We start from the raw sequence: 20973 nt of genomic DNA, 5'->3' as shown, positions 1-20973 counted from the left end.
CTCGATCTGGATCCCACTTTTTAACAATCACCCTTGCGCTGGCAATCGCATCGCTACGATTATTGTCGTGCCGGATGGGTTCCACACTATGGAGAATAAAATGGTTGTTCAGGCGCATATCGAAAGCAGACTGCCTTTTAGGGAAAAACTTGCCTATGGCGTCGGCGATTTTGGTTACAACTTTGTATTGAATATCACCACCCTCTATCTGCTTAAATTTCTGACCGATGTAGCAGGTATCAATGCGGCGTGGGCAGGCGTCATCTTTTTGGTGGCGAAAGTGTTCACCGGCTTCACCGACCTGGGCACCGGCATTTTCCTCGACACCCGCAAGAGCTTCGGACCTCGCGGCAAGTTTCGTCCGATGCTGCTCTGGACCATAGTGCCGCTGTTTATCTGCAACATGTTGCTGTTTTGTAATTTTGAGCTCGACAGCGAGACCAAGACCACCCTGTTCATTGTCTGCTTCATGGCCTTTGGCCTGTTTTTTAGCCTGGGCAATGCCAGCTATGGCGCCATGGTGCCCTCTATGACCAAAAACGTTCAGGATCGCGCAGAGCTGGCAGCCTGGCGTCAGGGCGGAGCCAACACTGGCTTGTTGCTGGCCACCGTCGGTTTCATGCCCATCGCCATGTTGTTTGAATCCCAGGAGACCGGCTACATGGTGGCAGCCCTGGCCTACACCTCGGTCGGCTTGGCGGCGGTGCTCTTTTGCTACCTCAACGTCAAAGAACACCACACCATCATAGGTAATGACCCTGACCAGATAGTCGAGAAGCCCACCATCAAGGAGGGGCTCAAGGCGGTACTCAAGAACAACCAGTTGCTGGTGCTGGCAGTAGCCAACCTGCTGACCCTCTCCGCATTCAACGTCAAACTCACCGTGCAGGTCTTCTACGCCCAGTACATTCTGGGTGATGTCTCCATGGTCTCTTACATGAGCTTTGTCAGCATGGGGTGCATCTACCTCGGGGTGTTGTCTGTGCCTGCGCTGGTACGCCGCTTTGGCAAAAAACCTGTCTATCTGGCCGGATTGTGCCTGTGGATCTCCGGCGACATTGCCAACTACCTGTTCGGTGGCACCGTCATGAGTTACGTGCTGTTCACCTCGCTGGCGTTCTTTGGCACCTCTTTCGTCAACAGCCTTAACTGGGCGTTTGTCTCAGATACCGTTGAGTACGGTGAGTGGAAAACCGGTACCCGTACCGAAGGCTTGGTCTACTGCGGCATGACCTTCTTTAGAAAGTGTTCGCAAGCTATCGCAGGGTTCGTCCCCGGGTTTGCTCTGGCACTGGTTGGCTACATGCCCAATGTGGAGCAAACCGATGCCGCCAAAGCCGGGATCACCGGACTGATTTTCATCTACCCGGCAAGCCTGGCCATCGTAACGGCACTGGTGATGGCCCTCTTCTACACCCTCAACGAGCAGCGCTATCAAGAGATCATCGCCAGCCTTGGTGCCCGCCGTGTGGCGACCACCCAAAGCTGACTCTCATGCAACTGGCAGCGGCGTGCTGGCCACGCTGTTGCTCTCTTCAAGGATGTGATCCCATGACATATCGCAATGTGGCAAGTGACCGTCTGGCATGGCAGGAAAAGATGGCCTACGGAGTGGGGGATCTCGGCTATAACTTCCTGCTCAACTGCACAACGCTCTATTTGCTGATCTTCCTGACCGATGTGGCAGCCATTCCGGCAGCATGGGCCGGAGCAATCTTTCTGGTTTCGAAGTTCTTTACCGCCTGCACCGATCTGGTGACCGGCAGCGTGCTGGATAATCGTTCCGAGCTCGGCCCCAGAGGTAAATTTCGCCCCTTCCTGCTCTGGACCATAGTGCCACTGGCTCTTATCAACACCGCCCTGTTTACCAGCGTTGAGCTCCCGGTCATCGCTAAAACAGTGCTGTTTACCCTGCTGTTCATGATGTTTGGTGCCTTTTACAGTTTTGGCAATGCCTCCTATGGCGCCATGGTCCCGGCCCTCACCAAGCGACTCCAGGACCGAGCCGAGCTCGCCGCCTGGCGCCAGGGCGGAGCCAATACCGGATTACTGCTCTGCTCGGTGGGGTTCATGCCGCTGGTATTGCTGTTTGACAAACCACAGGTCGGCTATAGCGTTGCGGTACTGATTTATTCGGTCATGGGGGCTGCAGCAGTACTCTTTTGCTACAGCAGAGTTCGTGAACGCCATGTGCTGCCATCGGTTGTCAACGAATCGGGGTTTTCGGCAGTACAAACCAACGCACGGGCCGTGCTGGCAAACCGTCCGCTGGGCATCCTGGCGCTGGCCAATCTGCTGACGCTGGCAGCGTTCAACACCAAGCTGATTGTTCAGGTTTTTTACGCCCAATATGTGATTGGCGACGTATCGATGATCGCCTACATGAGCTTCATCAGCATAGGGTGTATCTACCTGGGTGTATTGCTGGTCCCCTTTGCCGTGCACCGTTTTGGCAAACTGCCTGTCTATCTGGCCGGCATTGGCGTGTGGATATGCGGTGACCTGCTCAACTACCTCTACAGCGAGAGTGCTCTCGATTACATCCTCTTCACCTCCCTGGCCCTGTGGGGATCCGCTTTCGTCAACAGTCTCAACTGGGCGTTCATCTCTGACACCGTCGAGTATGGGGAATGGAAAACCGGCATCCGCACAGAAGGGCTGGTCTACTGCAGTCTGACCTTCTGCCGCAAATGTTCGGCCGCGCTTGCGGGCCTCATTCCCGGGCTGGTGCTGGCATGGTCAGACTATGTTCCCAACGCGACGCAAAGCACCGAGACCCAAAGCAGCATCGCCAATCTGATGTTTCTCTACCCGATCTGTGCCCTGATTTGCGCTGCTGCCTTGATGTTGCTGTTCTACCCGCTCACTGATATTCGCTATCAACAGATCGTCCGGGAGCTGGCACAACGCCATGCCCTTGCTTCTCCCCGGAAACCCCATCACCGAATGAGTGAACAATCTACTCCATCGCCTGACCCCCCCCCTCTTCGTGCGGGTCAGAATGGCTGAATTTAACATGCTGTTTTTATTGAATTAATCCTTAACCAAATCAGACAAAGAGAGCGCTATTCCTATGTCATTCAACAGTGAAAACCTGGCCAAGCTCGATATCTCGGCGCTGCGTAGCCAACGCTGGTATGCCCCCGACACCATCCGAGCCTTCGCCCATCGTCAACGCAGTCAGCAAAGTGGCTTGAACCGCGACGAATTCATGGGCAAGCCAGTGATCGGGATCATCAATACCTGGAGTGAAATGAGCCCCTGCCATAGCCACCTGCGTGAGCGCGCCGAGGCCGTCAAGCGAGCCGTCTGGGCCGCGGGAGGCTACCCCGTTGAATTGCCCGCGCTGTCGGTCGGGGAAGTATTGGTCAAGCCGACCACCATGCTCTATCGCAACTTTCTTGCGATGGAGGCAGAAGAGCTGCTGCGCCAGCATCCGATCGATGGGGCTGTGCTGCTCGGCGGTTGCGACAAATCCACGCCAGCCCTGCTGATGGGCGCCATTTCGATGGACTTGCCGGTGATCTTCTGCCCCGCCGGCCCCATGTCGAGCGGCAAATGGCGCGGTCATGTCACCGGTGCCGGTACCCATACCAAGAAGTTCTGGGATCAATTGCGCTTGGGGGCCATTACCCAGCATGACTGGATCGAGCTGGAGGGGGCGATGACTCGCTCCATCGGCACCTGCAATACCATGGGCACAGCATCCACCATGACCTCCATCGCCGATGCCATGGGCTTTATGTTGCCGGGGGCCAGCTCCATCCCCGCCGCTGACTCGCGACACGTCCAGATGGCAGCCCAATGCGGCCAAATCATCGTCGACATGGTGTGGCATGATCACAAACCTTCCCGCTGGCTGACCCGAGCCAACTTCCTCAATGGCGTAGTGGCCTACATGGCGCTCGGCGGCTCCACCAATGCCGCGATCCACATGATTGCGATGGCCAACCGGGCGGGCATCAACCTCACTCTGGAAGACATGGAGTCGGTGGCACGGGAAGTCCCTGTGCTGGCCAATCTGTTTCCCTCTGGTGATCAGTTGATGGAGGAGTTCTTCTTCGCCGGCGGTCTGATGGCCCAGCTGAAAAAGGTGGAGTCATTCCTCCACCTCGATGCGATCGGGGTCACCAATCGTCCCGTTGCACAGTGGATTGCCAACGCGACCTGTTATGACGACAACGTGATCCGCTCGCTAGATAACCCTGTGGTACCGCTCTCCCGTGGATGTGCATTGACAGTATTGCGCGGCAATCTGTGTCCCAACGGGGCTGTGATGAAATCATCTGCCGCCAAACCCGAACTGCGCCACCACAAGGGCCCTGCCATCGTCTTCGACAGCCATCAAGAGCTCTCGGATCGCATCGATGACCCCGCCCTGGAGGTAACCAAGGAATCAGTGATTATCCTGCGCAATGCCGGCCCGGTCGGCGCGCCGGGCATGCCGGAGTGGGGCAACCTGCCGATCCCGAAAAAGCTGCTGCAACAAGGCGTCACTGACATGGTGCGGATTAGCGATGCCCGCATGTCCGGTACTCACTATGGCACCTGTATCCTGCACGTTGCCCCTGAAGCGGCCATTGGTGGCCCACTGGCACTGGTACGTACCGGTGACCTCATCGAGCTCGATATCGCCAATGGCCGCCTCAACATGCTGGTCAGTGATGAAGAGCTGGCCGAGCGCCGCCGCACGCTCAAACCGGTACACAAAGTTTATGAACGCTCTTATGCCGCACTCTATCAACAACATGTGACCCAGGCCGATCAGGGCTGTGACTTCGATTTCCTCCAGGCTGGCAGCAAAGTGCCCGAGCCCCCGATTTTCTAAAGGAGCAAACAATGAATCCGTTCAAACTTGCGATTACTCAAGGTCCACGCCCACTGGGCACCTGGATGATGACTGGCAGCGATACGGTGGCGGAAGCCATGGCGACTGTCGGTTTCGATTTCTTGGTGCTGGACCAGGAACATGTGCCGGTCGATAGCTTGGATGCGATCCGTATCGATCGCGCCATTCGTGCCAGCAACCCGGCCACCACCCCACTCTACCGCCTGGCCTGGAACGACACTGTGTTGATCAAACGGGCGCTTGATGGCGGTGCAACGTCGCTGATGGTGCCGTTTGTCAACAGTGCAGCAGAAGCCCGCAAAGCGGTAGAGGCGGCCTACTACCCTCCCCTAGGCAAACGCGGCTTTGCCGCGGTGCATCGTGCGTCCGGTTACGGTGCCGACCCCGAATTCGTGCGTAAAGCCCGGGAAGAGCTCTGCCTGATCCTGCAAATTGAGACCCCTGACGCCATTGATGCCATGGAAGAGATGGCCATTGAAGGAGTGACCGGCTTCTTTATCGGCCCCGGCGATATGAGCGCAGCCATGGGCCATATTGGCAATCCCTCTCACCCCGAGGTGCAAGCCAAGATCCGCGAAGGGCTGGAGAAGTGCCAGCGATTGGGATTGCCTTGCGGGATCGTCGGTGGCAACCCCGAGCTGGTGAACAAATATCAAGAGATGGGTTTTAGCTTCGTGGCGCTCGGCTCCGACATGAGTTACCTGCTGGCTCGCGCCCGTGAACAGCTCGCCGCGATCCGGGGGGAACGTCTGAGCATATCCGGTGGCGAGGTTTACTGATGAAGAGGCTTCACCGCCAAAGCGGCCCGCTTGATCTGGAGCTCATCCCCGAGCTCGGTGGCGCTATCGGCAAACTGACCTGGCATGGCAGGGAGATCTTGCGCTCTCTGCCCGATGGTCAGAACGTCACGGTCAACCAGGGGGGCTGTTTTCCCCTGGTACCTTACTCCAACCGTATCGCTCATGGACGGTTTCACTTCGCCGGATGTGATTACGCCCTGCTGCGTAATTTTGGCGATCATCCCCACTCAATTCATGGCAACGGCTGGCAGCAGCCATGGCAAGAAGGGGATGCAGATGATGACTCTGTCGTGCTGACCCTGCACCATGACGCACAGGGAGCATCCGCGGCGCAATGGCCCTGGCCTTATCGGGCAACTCAGCGCTTTACCCTGCAAGATAATGCGCTGCATATCGTACTCACTTACCACAATCTGGCCGATCACGCTGTCCCGGCTGGGCTGGGCTTTCACCCCTATTTTCCCCGTGCGGCGCACGCCGAGATCCAGTTCGACGCAGGCGGTGTGGTACTCAACGACCACAAGTCCCTGCCCACTGGTCTCGCGCCACTACCGGCCCAATGGAACTATCGCACCTGGCGCAAACCTGAACCCGCCAGTGTCGATAACTGCTTCCATCACTGGAGTGGCTGTGCACGGGTGCGCTGGCCAGATGAGAAGCTGATGGTGACCCTGAGCTCACCCGATGCGCCTCACGCCATCCTGTTTCTGCCGCCCGCCGATCGTGACTTCATCGCCATCGAGCCGGTTTCTCATATCAACGATGCCATCAACAACGGTGGCTTTGGTGATCCTGCGCTGGCCATGGCCACTGTGCCAGCCAATGGGCAGTTGCAGATCGCCATGCTGCTTGAGGTTTCTCACTATGCCTAATCCTGCTCTGCTACTGGCCGACTACCGCGGCCATCTGCCCGAGTGCCCGACCTGGAGCACTGCTGAACAGGCGCTCTACTGGACCGATATTCTCGAGCGTTGCCTGCACCGCTATCACCCCGAAAGCGGCGTCATGACGACAATCCCCTTCCCCGAAGAAGTGGGTTGTTTTGCCCTGCGCGAACAGGGTGGCTTTATCGCAGCGATGCGCACCGGGATCTATCTGTGCGATCAGCACGGCCAGATCGAGCGAAAAGTCGCCGATAACCCCAATAACCCAGCGCTGGCCCGTTTTAATGATGGCGGTACCGATCAGGCGGGTCGTTTCTATGCAGGCACTTACTGGAGCCCACGAGATTACAACGGCGCCCTGCTATGCCGGGTTGATGCCGAGCTGCAGATGTCGGTGATCCAGTGCGACATTCTGGGAGCCAATGGCTTGGCATTCAGCCCGGACATGCGCTGGATGTACACCACTGATACCCCCAACCGCCGCCTTTATCGCACTCCGCTGGCCCGCGACGGTTCACTCGGTCAACGGCAACTGCTGCGCGAGTTTGCAGCCCGCGCCGGCGAAGGGCGCCCGGATGGGGCTGCAATCGATGTCGAAGGATGCTACTGGAGCGCCCTGTTTGATGGCCATCGTATCGCCCGCTTCTCTGCAGAGGGGGTATTGCTGGCCGAATATCCCTTGCCGGTACGTTGCCCCACCATGGTCTGTTTTGGTGGTGAGGACATGAAGACCCTCTTCATCACCACCACTCGCGAAAATATGGACGCCGCCGAACTGGCAGCACGTCCGCTCTCAGGTGCGCTGTTCAGCATGCGTGTTGACATCGCCGGTCTTGCTAAACCCACATTTAAGGAAAACAACGGATGAAAACTATCGGCTTTATCGGTCTTGGTCTGATGGGTGAAGCGATGTCAAAGAACATCGTCAAAAAATTTGATGGCAATGTGTTGGTATTCGATATCAATCAGGAGGCTGTCGCCCGGGTGGTCGATGCAGGCGCCATCGCCTCCCCTTCCATTGCCAGGTTGACAGCCGATGCGGATGTGATCATCTCCATGGTACCGCGCTCCGAACACGTCAAAGCGGTCTATACCGAACTGCTGCCACACCTTGGCCCCGGCAAGATCACCATCGACATGTCCACCATTGACCCGGCCGTGTCAATCGCCTTATCCCGCCAGGTAGCAGAAACCGGTGCCGTGATGCTCGATGCGCCCGTGGTCAAATCGGTCCCTGCCGCCGTGGCTGCCGAGCTCGGGATCTACATAGGTGGCGACCTGTCCGCCTACAAAAAGGTCAAGCCGTTGCTGGCCATGATGGGCAGCAACCAGATCCACATGGGGGGTAATGGCCGTGGTTTGATCATGAAGGTGCTGCACAACACCTTGGTCGCCCAAATTCAGAACAGTGTCAACGAAATGCTGGCCACCGCCGATCATTTCGGCATCGATAAAGAGAGCTTCAACACCGCAGTCTCTTACGGTGGCGGCAGCAACTTCTATCTGACCAGCAAGATAGGTGCCCTGATCGCCGAGAACTACGACACAGTCTTCTCGCTGGAGAACATGGCCAAAGATATCGGCATCATGAAGAACCTCATGGGCGAAGAGGCGCTGACCCTGCCCGGAGTCGAATTGGTGAATAACATTTACCAGCAAGGCCTGAATAACGGTTTGGGCCGTGAGGATTTCTGTGCCACTTACAAGTTGGTAAAGCAAAACATTCAATAGCTGGCTGATAAAAACCATCGCATGAGGTAATTAATTTACCTCATGCCAATCGCTGCACGATTTAATATCAACTTACCATTGGCGAGTCAATCACTATGCGTATCCACCCCAAAATATGCTTAATCCCTCTTATATGCTGCAACGCAGCTTTCGCGGGCGGTTATTTTGAAAGCCGTGAGGCATTTAACTTTGCTACCGACCAACATGAGTTATTGTTGCGACTCGGCTATAACTGGGACTCTGGTGCCGGGATTATGGCCAGCAATGCGTATAACACCGAGAAACTAGACAAGCTAAAGCACAGTTATAACGAAATTGAGGGATGGTATCCGCTATTAAATTTAACCACCAAACTCTCGGTCAATGCCGGTGGTTTGGTTAACTCCTCTAGCTCTGGCTCTGGTGGCTCTGCGTATCTGGATGGAAAGTACAACTTTACCGATAACTTTTCCGTTATTGCACGATACCGTTACAATCATCAAAATTATCTAACTACGGATCTTGATGGTTATGGCGATAATAACGACACCAATGAATATGCACTGTATATTGTCAATAAAATAACGTCAGCCTTGACCCATACTTTTGAATCGCACTATTTTTCTCGTGTTAACAATTTCAATAGTGCTAATGGGAAAGATCATCACTGGGAGCTAACCAGTCAAACCCGTTATCGAATCAATCCACAATGGATGCCTTATCTGGAATTACAGTGGTACGATAGAAATATTGCCTATGATGCAGAAGCATACCGGATCCGCATTGGTGTTAAATACTTTTTCTAATGTTGCCAGATGAATTCAATCTATGACTCACGGAGAGCAGTTATGAACTATTCCCAGCAAGTACAATATCACTCTATTGCCGGCAAGGTCGCCGTTATCACAGGTGGCGCCAGTGGCATTGGCGAAGAGTTGGTGCGCGCCTTTGTCAGCCAGGGTGCCAAAGTCGCCTTCCTCGATTTTGATAAATCAGCAGGCGAAGCACTCGCGCATGAGCTTGACTGCCTGTTTCTGTTTTGCGATGTCACCGACCTGACTCTGCTCAAAGCGTGTTTTACGACTATTGAACAACAGCTGGGCAGTGTCGATATCCTGATCAACAACGCGGGCAGCGATGATCACCACAAAATTGAGGATCTGACCGAGGAGTATTTCGAAAACCGCATCAATATCAATCTGCGTCACCAGTTGTTTGCGATCCAAGCCGTGCTGCCAGGCATGGAGCAAAAAGGGAGCGGCAGCATCATCAATATGGGATCCATCAACTGGATGAGGGGTCGCCCCGGGAGAGTCTGCTACTCCCTGTCAAAAGCCGCCATCCATGGTTTCACCCGTACCCTGGCGCAGGAGTTGGGCGCAAGAGGCATTCGGGTTAACAGCCTTGTACCAGGCGCAATCCGTACCCCAAAACAGGATGCGATGTGGGCGCAACTCGACCCTGCCGCGGTGAACCAGTTTGTCGAACTGCAAGCACTCAAATTCCGTCTCGATGGCTCACATTGTGCTCGCATGGCCCTCTTCCTCGGTTCTGACGAGTCCAATGGCTGTACCGGCCAAGATTTCATTGTTGATGCGGGGCTTACTCTGAACTAAGGCTCTGTCCCAAGGCTGTCTGCTTGAAATGATGAGGTTTGAGCAATATCTGGCTGGCATGGCATTCAACCATGCCGGGCAATCCAGAAGAGGCAAATGCTGCAGATATTGCTTGTTTTTATAGATACGCGCTTGGCTAGATGGGAAAGGTCTCGATGCAAATGGGGAAAACGCCATTAGCCCGAGTGCTCTCAATACTCCTCTCTTACAACGGGGAGTACCGGGAGAACCCACCATCTCCAGAATGATTCAATCAGATAGCATGCCAGCCAACATCAGATGACATAGTGGATGGCATATCAAAAATCGCACATAAAGAAAAAGCCCAAGCAATGTAATTGCTTGGGCTTATCATTTGGCGGTGAGGGAGGGATTCGAACCCTCATTCTCGTACATCACAGCACAAATATAACCTTCAATTTCAATAGCTTACGCATTTTTTGCCGCAATAAAAGCTACATAATTGTCTCAGGTAATTGCTATGAGACTTATCGTACTTTTATATAGGAAATTAATTAAATGTCAACCACATAGGTTGTGGCAATTGACTGCGTTGTTGATCACGGACAATTAAGTTGAAAACCATGACATTGAAGTTGGAAACTTAAAGGTCCTTCAACAGCAGGGCCTTTTTATTTTGTGTGGTGATCATATGTAATTAAATTACAAAAATGATCTCGGTTGGATCTTTCAGGCAGATCAGGGTGAATCACGTTACGTTGTTGCTGGCTATCACCAGAGTAGCCAGTCGTCGTAGACAGCTTCGGGTTGATTGGGCAAAATTTCGACGACATCGACCCGCTTAACCCGTAGCGCGGTCCACAGCTGGTCATATTCCTCACGGGTGGTGATGCCCAGCTTATCGAGCAATTCCTCCATGTCGTACATGCCTATGCTTTTTTTGATAGCAATCAGATCCGAGGTGGCGTACTGCTCAATCAGATCGAGACTGTATTTGAGACCGGTTGAGGTGGTAATGCATACATTGGCAGTGAGCTCGTCCCACGAGCAGCCGAAAAACTGGGTTGGCTGTTCAGGGAGTGTCAATGCTGGGAGGCTTTTGATGTCGTTGTTCAGCAAATGCAGATAGCCGTTTTTGGTGTAAACGCGGTTGTTTCTCAAAAAGACTTTGAAGTCATCAAGTGCATTGAGAGCGAAATGTGGTGTGGAAGTGTCTGCGTGTGTTTGGTAGTCAACAGGCGGGTGGCTGTTATTGTCTTGTGTATCTTCCTCCGGTGTGAGGTTCGATTCACTGAGCAAGCCACAGTCAGGCTGTGCGGCCAGGTGGTCGATGATGCGTGTACCGGAAAGTGTCTCGGTATTGAGGATGGCAAGGTGTTTGCCGGAGAGTTGATCGACCTTGATAAGCCCGAAACCAATACGATGCAGCAGTTTGTTGAATTTGTCGTCGGCCAGCCTCAGGCTTTCGGTGGTGGTAACCATGTTGTCGCGGCACTCACTGATCAGATCGTGTTTGTGTCGTTCTAGTAGCCTTTCCTTCACGGTGTAGAATCGCGATGGAAAATCGGGCAATAACTGGTCGGACAGGATCAGGTTGCACTCTTTGCACAGCAACACCTTGATGAAGCGGATCTTGTCGTTTCGCACGAACAGCTGAGCGGTTGTGATGGCGGGACAGTGATCCCATTCTAGGCCTGCTTGCTCGCCGCAGCACTGACACCGCTCATCATTCATGACGGGGTAGGATCGTTTGTAGAGATGACCGTAGGTGCTGAGCGATTGTTTTCTTTTCATTGACGTCCCTCAGTGAGATGCATAACGCCGCATTAAGGTGTGAGCAACGCTACCACGAAACCTAACCATACCACCGTAAACACAAAACCCAACGATGGAATGAAAAATGCCAAGCGTTGGGAATTACTCTTAAATGCGTTGTTAAGCAGATGTATTCCAACAATCTTTGCTAGAACTGTCAAAGAAAACAACCTCAACCCGACCTAGTTCTTTTCGGATCAACTCATACACATAATTGCAGTAACCTTGGTTAGCATCAAAAACAGAAACAGCTATTTTATTGACTCTAGATTCTCTAATTCGACGTAAAATATGCACATCGTGTTCACCGAAACCCCAGCCATAAATCACTAGTGTTTCTCCTAAGTCAGCAAAAACTTCTCGATATACAATACTCAAATAATGGCTATTTGTAATAGCTACTACTTTTTGATTTGAGGTTCCTTCACTAACAAACAGAGGTACACAACTTTCTGCTTCCCAGTTTTTAAGGATTGAATCTAAAAGGTCATCATGTCCACCCACATCAATTTTATACTCATTGTCAACAATATTTCGTGCGAGCAATAGATTACCATGAGGGTAAAAAATTAAAGTGTTTGAACTTTCTCTGTATAACCCACGATATCTTTTCCAATCATCAGCAAATACACCATGATACATTGCATCTTTGAATCGGTGACTTGTTCTTTGTCTATTGGCGTACATTGCTACCCAATATAGAGTCAGATCATAATTCAAGCTAAGAACGGTATCGAACTTACGTAAAAATGATGCTATATCATCAAATTGTGACTCAACATCACTATATGTTGGATGGATATCCCTAACTGCATTTATAAGGCAATCTCTAACATGCTCATAAGCTCTTTGAGTCTTGTTATCCGTTATATTGAGAGCTTTATTTACGCGACTAGCTTGCCATACAAGCCTTAAAACTAGTTCAAAGTCATCTGTTTCAAAATATTCAAACAGTGCTTTTACATTATGAGTAAGTAAGCCATGTTCAATCGAATGCTCTCTTAAAGACTTGTACATAAAGCTCTTGTCTATCGCTATAGAAGCACCATTTCCAAGTAACAATGAATCCTGAAATTCATTTGAAATATCGAGCCAATCATATATTTTATATTCCACTGAACCTCCAAATCTGCTTAACAGTGATTAGATGGAAGGCGGTACTAATCCGTTAACAGAGCCTTCCGTATAACTCCACTCTGCCCTGATAGTCATCACGGAAAAAAATCAAATTAAATCAAAATATTACCAGTCTTCCCCTGATACTTGAGCTTATTCGTTTGACCCCCTATTTTTACGCTACCGCTACTACTGTATAAAAACACAGCTTAGGAGTCAGTCATGGAAAGCACCGCCAAACCCCGCCTGCGTGAACAGGTCAGGACAGTGATGCGTTTACATCACTACAGCATCCGTACTGAAAAGCCCTACTTGTACTGGATCCGCAATTTCATCCGCTTTCATCAACTGCGACACCCGCAGGCACTCGGTTCTGCTGAGGCCAATGCTTTTCTCACCCGGCTTGCCGCCGAACGAAATATGTTGCCGATTGACAACCAAGAAATTAATACAGCCACCATGTTGCGTAACGGGTAGCCACTCGCTTACCTATCTCATCAGGCAAGGCTACCGCCCCTGAGTTACAGCCCTCAGCTCGCCGCTGTTAACCAACCTGGTGTCACGAATCGCTCCCATGACGCTTCCCTGAGAGATGGATTTTCGTTTGGCTATCTTAAGGGCGTAGATCGAGACATGGAAAGAAAGAATTGATAAAAATATGAGTAAGCTCAATCAATTAGTGAGCGACTGCTTTGTTAAACTGGTAGTTTGGTTAGCAGAGGATACGGATATTTTCCTCACCCAGCCCCTCTGCTACATGGAGAGGGAAATAGAGATCGTTCTCCGCTCCAAAGATCGGATAGTTGCAAACACTCTGGGGTGGTCATCGGTTGATGAATATGTTTTCGGATGATTATCAACCCGCAGACCCTGATCAATTTGGGAAAATTGAAGGCAATCGAGAGCTTATCTAATCACGATTTGAGTGGTTGTGTTGATCGGCTCATCAAGTGAGTCGATTGGTCGAGGTCATCGGCTCATCAAGTGGGTCGGTTGGTAGAGGTGATCGGCTCATCAAGTGAGCCGATTGGTCGAGGTGATCGGCTCATCAAATGAGCCGATTGGTCGGGGTGATCGGCTCACCAAATGAGCCTATTGTTGGTGCTTTATGGTCACATATGAACTGTTAATCAACAGGGGATGCCATGCCTAATCCGGCCGACAAGATCGATAACTGCCTGCGCTCCCATAGGCGTAGTAATCACATCGGCCGGTTTTTCACCACCTAATCCCCACGCAGAGCGGGTGAGCCATCTCATCGTTTTAGCAGTATCTCCCCGGTGTAGGGATATGGCTGCGTCCACTGCTAAGGCTGCCCAGTAAACGCGATCTCCCTGAGCTGTCGATAAGCGATTGCCCCGTTTGATTTGGCGATTCAGTGTGTCTCGGCTAATGCCAATCATCTGGCAAATTGTTCGGGTATTAGACCCCAATAGCTTGCTCAGTTTGACGACGATCTCAGGAGATACACCAGACACTATGTGCTGATGGGCGGCTAGCCAGTTACGTGGTAGACCGAGCGACTCCAGAACAGATAGATTGCTGGTTGGGGGAGATTGCTCTACATGAGTCATTATGAGTCTGCGCCTCCGTCTGGGGGTTGTTGATGGCAGCCCAATGCAAATCATCACTCAGGAGTTCATTGGGCCATCGTCTAGTTTGAGAGACCTGTACAGATCTATATTTTCTCAATTTCCCCTAAGTCCCTAGGTGACTCAAAGGAAGCCATTCCACCAACATATTCTTTGATCAGTTTGCCAACTAAACTAATACGATTCCTGTCAGTTGTTATGAAACCAATCGGTAGGCTGGCAGGCAACCTCTCTGGCCAAGAAATGTGATAGCAAACTACGGCCAAGGAGTCCGGCAAAATCAATGCTTCAACATTTCCATCCAAAAATCCTTCAACGAGCCCATGAACTTTCTTTTCGAAACAGGAAAACTCCTGTTTCCAGCGACTGATAGCTCTGCGGTCTGTTGCATCTTGTACGGGCAGATAGAGTTTCGGGTTGCAGAGTTTGGTTGGCTTCTTGCCTTTGGTGGTTGATCTATCAACCAGTTCACTGAAACACGCTGACGTACGTAGGCTTTGCCCCCAGAATCCATCCGATGGCGCAATCCAAAGTAGATCAGAGGGCTCAGTTTTTGCCTTCTTAATCTCTGCTAACTGAATCTCGAGATATTCGGATATTAGCTCCCAGTTAGCTTTCGAATAGAGTGGGCCTAAGAATGGAATCCATTCACCGTCATTTATCTTGCCAGACTGCTGTGCAGCTAATAGTTTCGCTATGTCCACCGAGTGTTCATTGAACAGCATCCTTGTTTTTTGATCCTCAAGTGTCACCATCGCTTGAGCGACTTGTTTGAAGTTTACTGGCTTACGTGCGGAAGCGATCGCATCGGTAACCAGCTCTTGTACAACAGACGAATCTTCCAAAGCCTCAAAGTCGGCTCGCTCAACCGGGAAGCCTTCTGGATCAATGGATAAATAACTGGTCAGGCGCAATGGCTCTTGGCCCAATTTCCGTACAGATTCCATTGTGTAGATACTGGGCCGCCCGGAATCGCCCTCATAGGACTTGTGCTCCCAAAAGCCCTGCTCCTGGATTTTATGGAATTTCTCCTGAAACATTTTCTTGGCAATTTTTTCACTGCTGGCAACAATTTCATTTGAAACATGCAACCACAAACCAGGGGCTCGCTTTTCATTGGTTCGTTTTCTGCCGACACAGTTGAAACTCGCCAATTCGAAAGCGAACACGCCACCACTTTCCATTAGGGACGAGACCAGAGGTGTTGATCCCAAACTAACGAAGTACCCCCGTGCTTTCGGAGTCAGCTCGATCTGACCTTTTTCCGAAAAATCGAGATCCCCCTTTTCAACCAAGTCTGTGATAGCCTCATCGACTTCCCTTCGCGACAAACCGAAGTAGGTGGCAATATCGACCGGTTTCATAGGTGAGATATGTACCAGTCTTAGAACAAACTCTCGAACAAACGACAGTCCCTTCTTGGTCACATAGGAAAAGCGGATATCAAATCTATGGGCAGGGAGCAGCAAGTCCACTTCATGGTATGCAATATTTACTTTCTGGTTCATTTGCCGCGACCTCCCTGCCCATTAGCCAGTTGAGCATCTACAAAACGATAACCTGCATCTCTACCTTGCTCTTCCAAGAAACTAGCAACACGGCCAAGTGGCAGGTGCTTGTTGTTCACACGCCACATCTGCACCGACCCAACTATTAGCAGCCTGTCCATTGCCCTAGAAAGAGCGACGTTGATTCGATTTGGAGCCCTCAAAAATCCAGGGCTTTGGTGTTTGTCTGATCGAGTCAGTGACAAGATAATGATTCTGTTTTCTTTGCCTTGATAACTGTCAACCGTGTCAATCTTCACAAGTGACTTGAAGCCCTCATCCCATTGAACCTCTTTGAACTTCTGCCTTAGCAGCCGTTTCTGTTCACCGTACATGCAGATCACTCCAATCGCGGGTTCTTCCTCTTTTACCCAAGTTTTGAGCTCATAGAGAAAATCCTTCTCTTCTGCCACTTGCTTGAGCAAATTGATGATTAGGTCTGCTTCACATCTGTTGTAGATACTTACACCCTTATCGTCTTGATGGTGTGCTCTGTTCCCCAGAGCCGATGTATCCAGCCAAGTTACGGGAAACTGAAGAGCTTCTGGCAAACCGTTGTAGATATCAGGAATCGAGCGATTTCCATTCTCGAGTTTTCCATCGTAGAACGCGCTAGATACAAGGTTTCCAATCTCAGGAGCCATACGATATTGGGTTAATAGCGTAGCCCCTACTTGCTCTCCATACTCCGACTCAAAGGCGCGAGCGAAGTCGCTTTGGAGCAACAGATCCAAGTCATTTTCAGCCGAGGAAACCCCTAATCGCCGTGCGAGTGCACGCTTGTGCGGGGTCGTATAGAGCGGAGGTAGCTGTTGATGATCGCCCACAAGCAGGACTCTTTTGCCCACTTGCATAGCAATTGCGAGTTCGCTTGCAATGGATCGTGCAGCCTCATCAATGATGACCCAATCGTACTGGTTATCACGGATACCTATGTGACGCTGTCCGATACCAACACATGTCCCGGTGACAAGTTGGCGAGAACGCGCAAAGAACTCATCGTAGTTAACCTCATCAGTTTCCAATACATCCAGCATGTCTCTGGAGAGCTTGGCCAAGGCTCTAGCCCGTAAAGACTCGTCTGGCCTCACAGCATAGTCACTGTCGAGCTTGTCGATCACCCGTTGTTTTGCTGATTCGAGACTATCCTCAGCTTTCAGCAGGAGTTTAAAGTCCTCATGCATCGTTGAACGGATCGACTCATTGAGCTCGATTAACGATTTTTTCAGCTGCTGCTCGTCTTCCTTTTCCAGCGCTGGGTCACCCAATGAATTCATAGAAGAGTTAAAGTGATCTATCTGTCTAAATAGCTTCAGCTCTGCACTCACCAAATCAGATAGATAAGCAGGCTCCAAACCTAATGCTCGTCCCAAGGCAGCGGCTCGATGTCTAGCTTCTGCCCGGAACAGCTCTCGCTTTTCGGAAACTATGGAACTCGCGTAAACGTCTTTTAGCCCCGTGGAAACAGCACCTTCGCGGTTACTAAAACGAACAACATCGAGCGGTGTCTTCAAGCGTGCACAGTGGTTACGGATTCTCTCCGCAGCCGTGTTCACTGCTTCATGGGACTGGCTAACCATCAACACTCGTTGTACTTGCTGCTTCTCGATCAGGTAGTGCACAAAGGCTGCTATGAACTCGGTTTTCCCTGTACCAGGAGGTCCCTGCAATAGAGAAAGTGGACCGTTGTTTATTAGCTTCTGAAATGCGTCCCGCTGCTGCTGATTGAGACTAATTTTATTACCTTGCTCATCCGAGCGATCGTACCTAGCAAAATCTTCATCGGTCACTTCAATACCGTAGGTTAATGCAGGTAATGAACAGGTTGGATCAAAATAAGTCACAAGTTCACGAATTACCCCCTCTTTATCGAGTAGGCACTTTAATGCCGCCTTTCTTTTCTCGTAAGAGGCTCGATCTTGTTTGGTTCTGAAGAAAACCAAATCACCATCAGAAACAAAACGAGCCTTGGCACTCAGCTTACTCAACCGAACTTCATTTAGAGCCGATTGCTTCAAGACAACTTCACCGAGTGGTGACTCTTTTTCTCCGTCAATCACCAAGGCTTCTATTACATCGGTTCTCTTGAATTGCTCTAATGCATCAATATCCGCCTGGTACGGCATAATTAGTTGATCTTTAGTATCTTTGACCTCTATCGCCCCACCCGAAACTTCAATGTAAGGATATGACTCCGTTTCCGTTTCCAGAATGGCTTTCCAGAGTTTTTCTGTCGCGATTTTTAACTCAGGTTCGGCCACCTCAGAAGTAGTTTGATCAATTTGTTCAAACGCCTTCTTAAGTTCGATCGTCAGCTCATCCGTCGCAATGGATTCAGGCTCTGTTTTCTTAAGGGCAATCTCTAACGCAAGAGAAAACGCTTCATTGCCTTCAAGTCTCTTCGATAGGCCAGACAGGTCATACCCACCTCCGGACTCAATAGCTATAGGAAAATCCAACTCCAGTTGGCTGTTGTCAGCATCAGACTTTCGAATCGATGACTTAACTCTAGGTTCAAACCCAACAACAAAGGCCTGATCTCTGGAGCTAAAAATCAGGTCAACGTAGCCTCCTATTCCGAGCACTCTAACGCGAGCATCTGACGGATCCTTTCTACTTGGCTCAATTTGAAGATAGAGATGACCATTATCGGGATAGATAGTTAGAGACTGGAAGTCCCCCTTCAACATGATTCTGACGGGCTCTATCACGTCACCTTTGGGCGCCTCGATAGCAGACTTGAATCGAGAAAGATCCTTAAATCCAAAGAGGGGGTCTTTGATCTCCTGCTCTACGGCGGTTGCAATCTCTTGGAAGTTGTCTGAAGAACCGCCCCACGGTACGCCTAAAAGTTCACAGGCCATTTTCATCACCGCATAGTTGTCTCTTTCAAACGCGGTGCAGGTATCAATATTTTCGGGGCTGTACTGATGATTGAGCGCTTCAGCCGACTCAATGCAGTAATCAGGTGTGTCGATTAACGAAAGCACATAACCGCCATCTTCCTTGCCTACAATGACGTTTCCAGGGTGTAGGTCGCCGTGAGGGATGTGCAGGGTATGCAAATGTTCTATGGAATCGATTAGTTGTTTAATGACGACAAGCTTGTTTTCCTCTTCGATCTCCAGTTCATTCCAATGGCACCCTTCAGCTTGGTCCATCACCAAGTACAGGCTGGACGACTTGGTCGCCAGGCCGAAATCTCTAATGCAAGGGATGTATGAAGGCGATAACGTTTGGAGCTTTTCAATGCGTTTCAAAAAGTGAAGTAGCTTATAGCCAACCGCTGCATTTTCCTCAGCTAGGCCTATGTTTAGCCAAGCTTTAACGACCTGTCCGTTAGAGTAGTAGACCTCTCGCTCCTCAGTCTCAACTAAGAAGTCATCATCCTCTCTGAACTGCCGGGAGTGGTTAATCGATTTTCGATAAGGATCGAGCTCAGATTGGTCGAATACCGCTTCTGTATCGTTCTTTGGTTCAGCGTTAATCAACGCATCAAAAAGCGCTATTGCATCAGAAAAACCCCTTCCCTGGAGTGCGTTCAGTAACACAGGAGCATAAACACTGTCGCTAGCTTCCAAGGCATCAGTGATGCCCTCGATGCTTTTTTGCGAGATGCGCTTAGACGTAAGAATGTGCCACGACAGCATGCCTAGGGCATAAACATCTGCTTCGAATGGGGTTAGCTTAGTGTCTTGAACTGTTGCTACACACACATCGTTGACAGAGAGCAACTGCCGATAGTCGCCCACGGTGCCTGCCGGTTTGTGGTATGCAGAGATGAAGTTGGAGAGAGCTACCTCTTTGCTCGGTGAAATCCAGATGCTGTGGTCACCAAGATCTCGGTGAGCAACTTTGACTTGATGAAGATCGGCAAATTTGGCGACCAAAAGCTTCATCAAGTTTGCGCGGTCCCGATCCGAAAATGCAGGCCCATATTTGCCGATAAACTCGTTGAATCTCACATGATTCGGCGGGAGCTCGTAGACCTCGGAGTACTCGGTCGTTACCTCATCCTTCTGAACACTGGTCAGTGAGCGAAGGCAGTGTTTATATAGGTCGTGGTTCTGATGTTTGATGAATTGCAGAACTTCCCGCTCACGAGAAACAATATCGAACCGACCGTCTGAAGTTTTCGCTTTGGAGCCTTCAAGGTTATCGAAATTCCAAAGTCGCAGTAGTGCTTCATCACCTTTTGAAATTTCAGATGCCGCCTGAAACTCCTTGTAGATTCCCTTGGGGTGTTTGAAGATCAGGTCTGTAGCCTTGTAGCCGTCAATACGGATGTGCTTCGGTGCTGTATTGTTGCCAAGAAATAGCTCATCAAAAACATGGAAGTCACGGTTGAGCACCTTCGCTTTAGGGTTGGGCCTGAACCACTTGTTGAATTTGCTTTCATTAGCGAACTCAAGGAACTCATCAAGACTTAAGGTATGATTTTTCTCATGATCAGTGATTTTGGAGAAGCTCGCATTCCCAGTCATTACTACTAGATGTTGAATAAAAGGCGTCCGCCCTTCATTACTGAATTTGCTTCTGACTCGGTCAAGCTTGTGCTTGAGCAAGTAGTACTTATTTTGGTTGACGCTGACGGGAGAGCGCCCCATGTCGGCATCGTTTTTGTACCAACGGTCTCCGCGCGATACGACTTCACCGTTATTCCAATCCTTAAGCTCAACAATCAGCACGTTACAGTGAGTGACGATGACGAGGTCAAACTCCCCTTCATTGCCTCTGGCATCAACAAACCTAAAGCCTGCATAGCCTTTCCAAGGGAGCATCGATTTGCCCCCTAAACTCCGCAGTTGATCTTGAAGTGAACCACTCGTGGCAGGTTTCGATTGGCCAACAATAGATTTGGTCGAAAATGCCTTCTGAATCGCCTCAATCGCCTTGATTTCTTGCGACTGTAAGCCGCCTTCCCACAGTTTAACTTCCATAATTAATTGTTATCCAATAGATCGAGTCAATGGTGAAAACGTTTAAAAAGCTACTCGTTCAGCCCGCTCGAGTGAGCGTTTTTTGGCGCCGTAACCGTGCTATTGTCACATTGCCTTGGACTACCAGCTTCCGGCATCATGCG

General features: G+C 50.7%; 15 protein-coding genes and 1 pseudogene. 10 read left to right on the top strand and 6 right to left on the bottom strand.

Features of this window, described 5'->3' with window-relative positions; genetic code table 11:
• Window positions 1–100 precede the first annotated feature (100 nt).
• From G5221_RS10870 to G5221_RS10830, 9 genes are all read left to right on the top strand, one after another.
• A complete protein-coding gene (locus G5221_RS10870; RefSeq protein WP_421236285.1) occupies window positions 101–1489 on the top strand; it encodes a glycoside-pentoside-hexuronide (GPH):cation symporter in 1389 nt (462 codons plus the stop codon).
• Between the two features lie 62 nt (window positions 1490–1551).
• Window positions 1552–3009: a glycoside-pentoside-hexuronide (GPH):cation symporter gene (locus G5221_RS10865; protein WP_421263226.1), complete on the top strand. Its 1458-nt coding sequence runs from the start codon at window positions 1552–1554 to the stop codon at window positions 3007–3009.
• Window positions 3010–3073: 64 nt separating this feature from the next.
• Window positions 3074–4828: an L-arabinonate dehydratase gene (gene araD / locus G5221_RS10860; RefSeq protein ID WP_216978944.1), complete on the top strand. Its 1755-nt coding sequence runs from the start codon at window positions 3074–3076 to the stop codon at window positions 4826–4828.
• Window positions 4829–4839: 11 nt separating this feature from the next.
• A complete protein-coding gene (locus G5221_RS10855; protein ID WP_069556388.1) occupies window positions 4840–5628 on the top strand; it encodes an HpcH/HpaI aldolase family protein in 789 nt (262 codons plus the stop codon).
• Window positions 5628–6521, top strand: coding sequence for an aldose 1-epimerase (locus G5221_RS10850; protein WP_005346308.1), 894 nt, complete (start codon window positions 5628–5630; stop codon window positions 6519–6521). The genes G5221_RS10855 and G5221_RS10850 overlap by 1 nt, the downstream gene beginning before the upstream one ends.
• Window positions 6514–7401 carry an SMP-30/gluconolactonase/LRE family protein gene (locus G5221_RS10845; RefSeq protein ID WP_337072918.1) on the top strand — a complete coding sequence of 296 codons (888 nt, stop codon included), beginning with the start codon at window positions 6514–6516 and terminating at the stop codon, window positions 7399–7401. The genes G5221_RS10850 and G5221_RS10845 overlap by 8 nt, the downstream gene beginning before the upstream one ends.
• Window positions 7398–8264 (top strand): NAD(P)-dependent oxidoreductase, encoded by an 867-nt coding sequence (locus G5221_RS10840; RefSeq protein WP_337072919.1) that lies wholly within the window; start codon window positions 7398–7400, stop codon window positions 8262–8264. Before G5221_RS10845 ends, G5221_RS10840 begins: the two co-directional genes overlap by 4 nt.
• A 95-nt stretch (window positions 8265–8359) precedes the next feature.
• Complete coding sequence (ompL, locus tag G5221_RS10835; RefSeq protein WP_421244287.1) at window positions 8360–9049, top strand: porin OmpL; 690 nt, start codon at window positions 8360–8362, stop codon at window positions 9047–9049.
• Between the two features lie 42 nt (window positions 9050–9091).
• Entirely contained in the window at window positions 9092–9859 is a 768-nt protein-coding gene (locus G5221_RS10830; protein ID WP_216953421.1) for an SDR family NAD(P)-dependent oxidoreductase, read from the top strand.
• 356 nt (window positions 9860–10215) lie between these two features.
• On the opposite strand, the pseudogene G5221_RS10825 reads toward G5221_RS10830, so the two are convergent.
• The 3 genes and pseudogenes from G5221_RS10825 to G5221_RS10815 form a co-directional block, all read right to left on the bottom strand.
• Window positions 10216–10318: pseudogene (locus tag G5221_RS10825) on the bottom strand.
• A 273-nt stretch (window positions 10319–10591) separates the two neighbouring features.
• On the bottom strand, window positions 10592–11614 hold the full coding sequence (locus G5221_RS10820) for a hypothetical protein (RefSeq protein WP_157160607.1): 1023 nt from the start codon (window positions 11612–11614) through the stop codon (window positions 10592–10594).
• Between the two features lie 141 nt (window positions 11615–11755).
• Window positions 11756–12751, bottom strand: coding sequence for a DUF4917 family protein (locus G5221_RS10815; RefSeq protein ID WP_157160606.1), 996 nt, complete (start codon window positions 12749–12751; stop codon window positions 11756–11758).
• A 222-nt stretch (window positions 12752–12973) separates the two neighbouring features.
• Here G5221_RS10815 and G5221_RS10810 point away from each other — a divergent pair, with 222 nt between their 5' ends.
• On the top strand, window positions 12974–13228 hold the full coding sequence (locus G5221_RS10810; protein ID WP_232489848.1) for a phage integrase N-terminal SAM-like domain-containing protein: 255 nt from the start codon (window positions 12974–12976) through the stop codon (window positions 13226–13228).
• Window positions 13229–13881: 653 nt separating this feature from the next.
• Here the strand turns inward: G5221_RS10810 and G5221_RS10805 are convergent.
• The 3 genes from G5221_RS10805 to G5221_RS10795 form a co-directional block, all read right to left on the bottom strand.
• Window positions 13882–14325, bottom strand: coding sequence for an antitoxin Xre/MbcA/ParS toxin-binding domain-containing protein (locus G5221_RS10805; RefSeq protein WP_080630556.1), 444 nt, complete (start codon window positions 14323–14325; stop codon window positions 13882–13884).
• 104 nt (window positions 14326–14429) lie between these two features.
• Window positions 14430–15851, bottom strand: coding sequence for a hypothetical protein (locus tag G5221_RS10800; RefSeq protein ID WP_157160605.1), 1422 nt, complete (start codon window positions 15849–15851; stop codon window positions 14430–14432).
• Complete coding sequence (locus tag G5221_RS10795; protein WP_421263225.1) at window positions 15848–20830, bottom strand: AAA domain-containing protein; 4983 nt, start codon at window positions 20828–20830, stop codon at window positions 15848–15850. The genes G5221_RS10800 and G5221_RS10795 overlap by 4 nt, the downstream gene beginning before the upstream one ends.
• Window positions 20831–20973: the final 143 nt, after the last annotated feature.

The sequence above is a fragment of the Aeromonas sp. 602200 genome (genome assembly GCF_049173895.1).
GTDB classification, from domain to species: domain Bacteria; phylum Pseudomonadota; class Gammaproteobacteria; order Enterobacterales; family Aeromonadaceae; genus Aeromonas; species Aeromonas veronii_A.
Note: the sequence above shows the minus strand (reverse complement) of the source record. Positions and strands in the feature narration are given on the sequence as shown.

Bases quoted from the DNA above. Each gene is read 5' to 3' on its own strand.
- G5221_RS10870 (WP_421236285.1), top strand. From the start codon at position 101: ATGGTTGTTCAGGCGCATATCGAAAGCAGACTGCCTTTTAGGGAAAAA.
- G5221_RS10865 (WP_421263226.1), top strand. From the start codon at position 1,552: ATGACATATCGCAATGTGGCAAGTGACCGTCTGGCATGGCAGGAAAAG.
- araD (WP_216978944.1), top strand. From the start codon at position 3,074: ATGTCATTCAACAGTGAAAACCTGGCCAAGCTCGATATCTCGGCGCTG.
- G5221_RS10855 (WP_069556388.1), top strand. From the start codon at position 4,840: ATGAATCCGTTCAAACTTGCGATTACTCAAGGTCCACGCCCACTGGGC.
- G5221_RS10850 (WP_005346308.1), top strand. From the start codon at position 5,628: ATGAAGAGGCTTCACCGCCAAAGCGGCCCGCTTGATCTGGAGCTCATC.
- G5221_RS10845 (WP_337072918.1), top strand. From the start codon at position 6,514: ATGCCTAATCCTGCTCTGCTACTGGCCGACTACCGCGGCCATCTGCCC.
- G5221_RS10840 (WP_337072919.1), top strand. From the start codon at position 7,398: ATGAAAACTATCGGCTTTATCGGTCTTGGTCTGATGGGTGAAGCGATG.
- ompL (WP_421244287.1), top strand. From the start codon at position 8,360: ATGCGTATCCACCCCAAAATATGCTTAATCCCTCTTATATGCTGCAAC.
- G5221_RS10830 (WP_216953421.1), top strand. From the start codon at position 9,092: ATGAACTATTCCCAGCAAGTACAATATCACTCTATTGCCGGCAAGGTC.
- G5221_RS10820 (WP_157160607.1), bottom strand. From the start codon at position 11,614: ATGAAAAGAAAACAATCGCTCAGCACCTACGGTCATCTCTACAAACGA.
- G5221_RS10810 (WP_232489848.1), top strand. From the start codon at position 12,974: ATGGAAAGCACCGCCAAACCCCGCCTGCGTGAACAGGTCAGGACAGTG.
- G5221_RS10805 (WP_080630556.1), bottom strand. From the start codon at position 14,325: ATGACTCATGTAGAGCAATCTCCCCCAACCAGCAATCTATCTGTTCTG.
- G5221_RS10800 (WP_157160605.1), bottom strand. From the start codon at position 15,851: ATGAACCAGAAAGTAAATATTGCATACCATGAAGTGGACTTGCTGCTC.
- G5221_RS10795 (WP_421263225.1), bottom strand. From the start codon at position 20,830: ATGGAAGTTAAACTGTGGGAAGGCGGCTTACAGTCGCAAGAAATCAAG.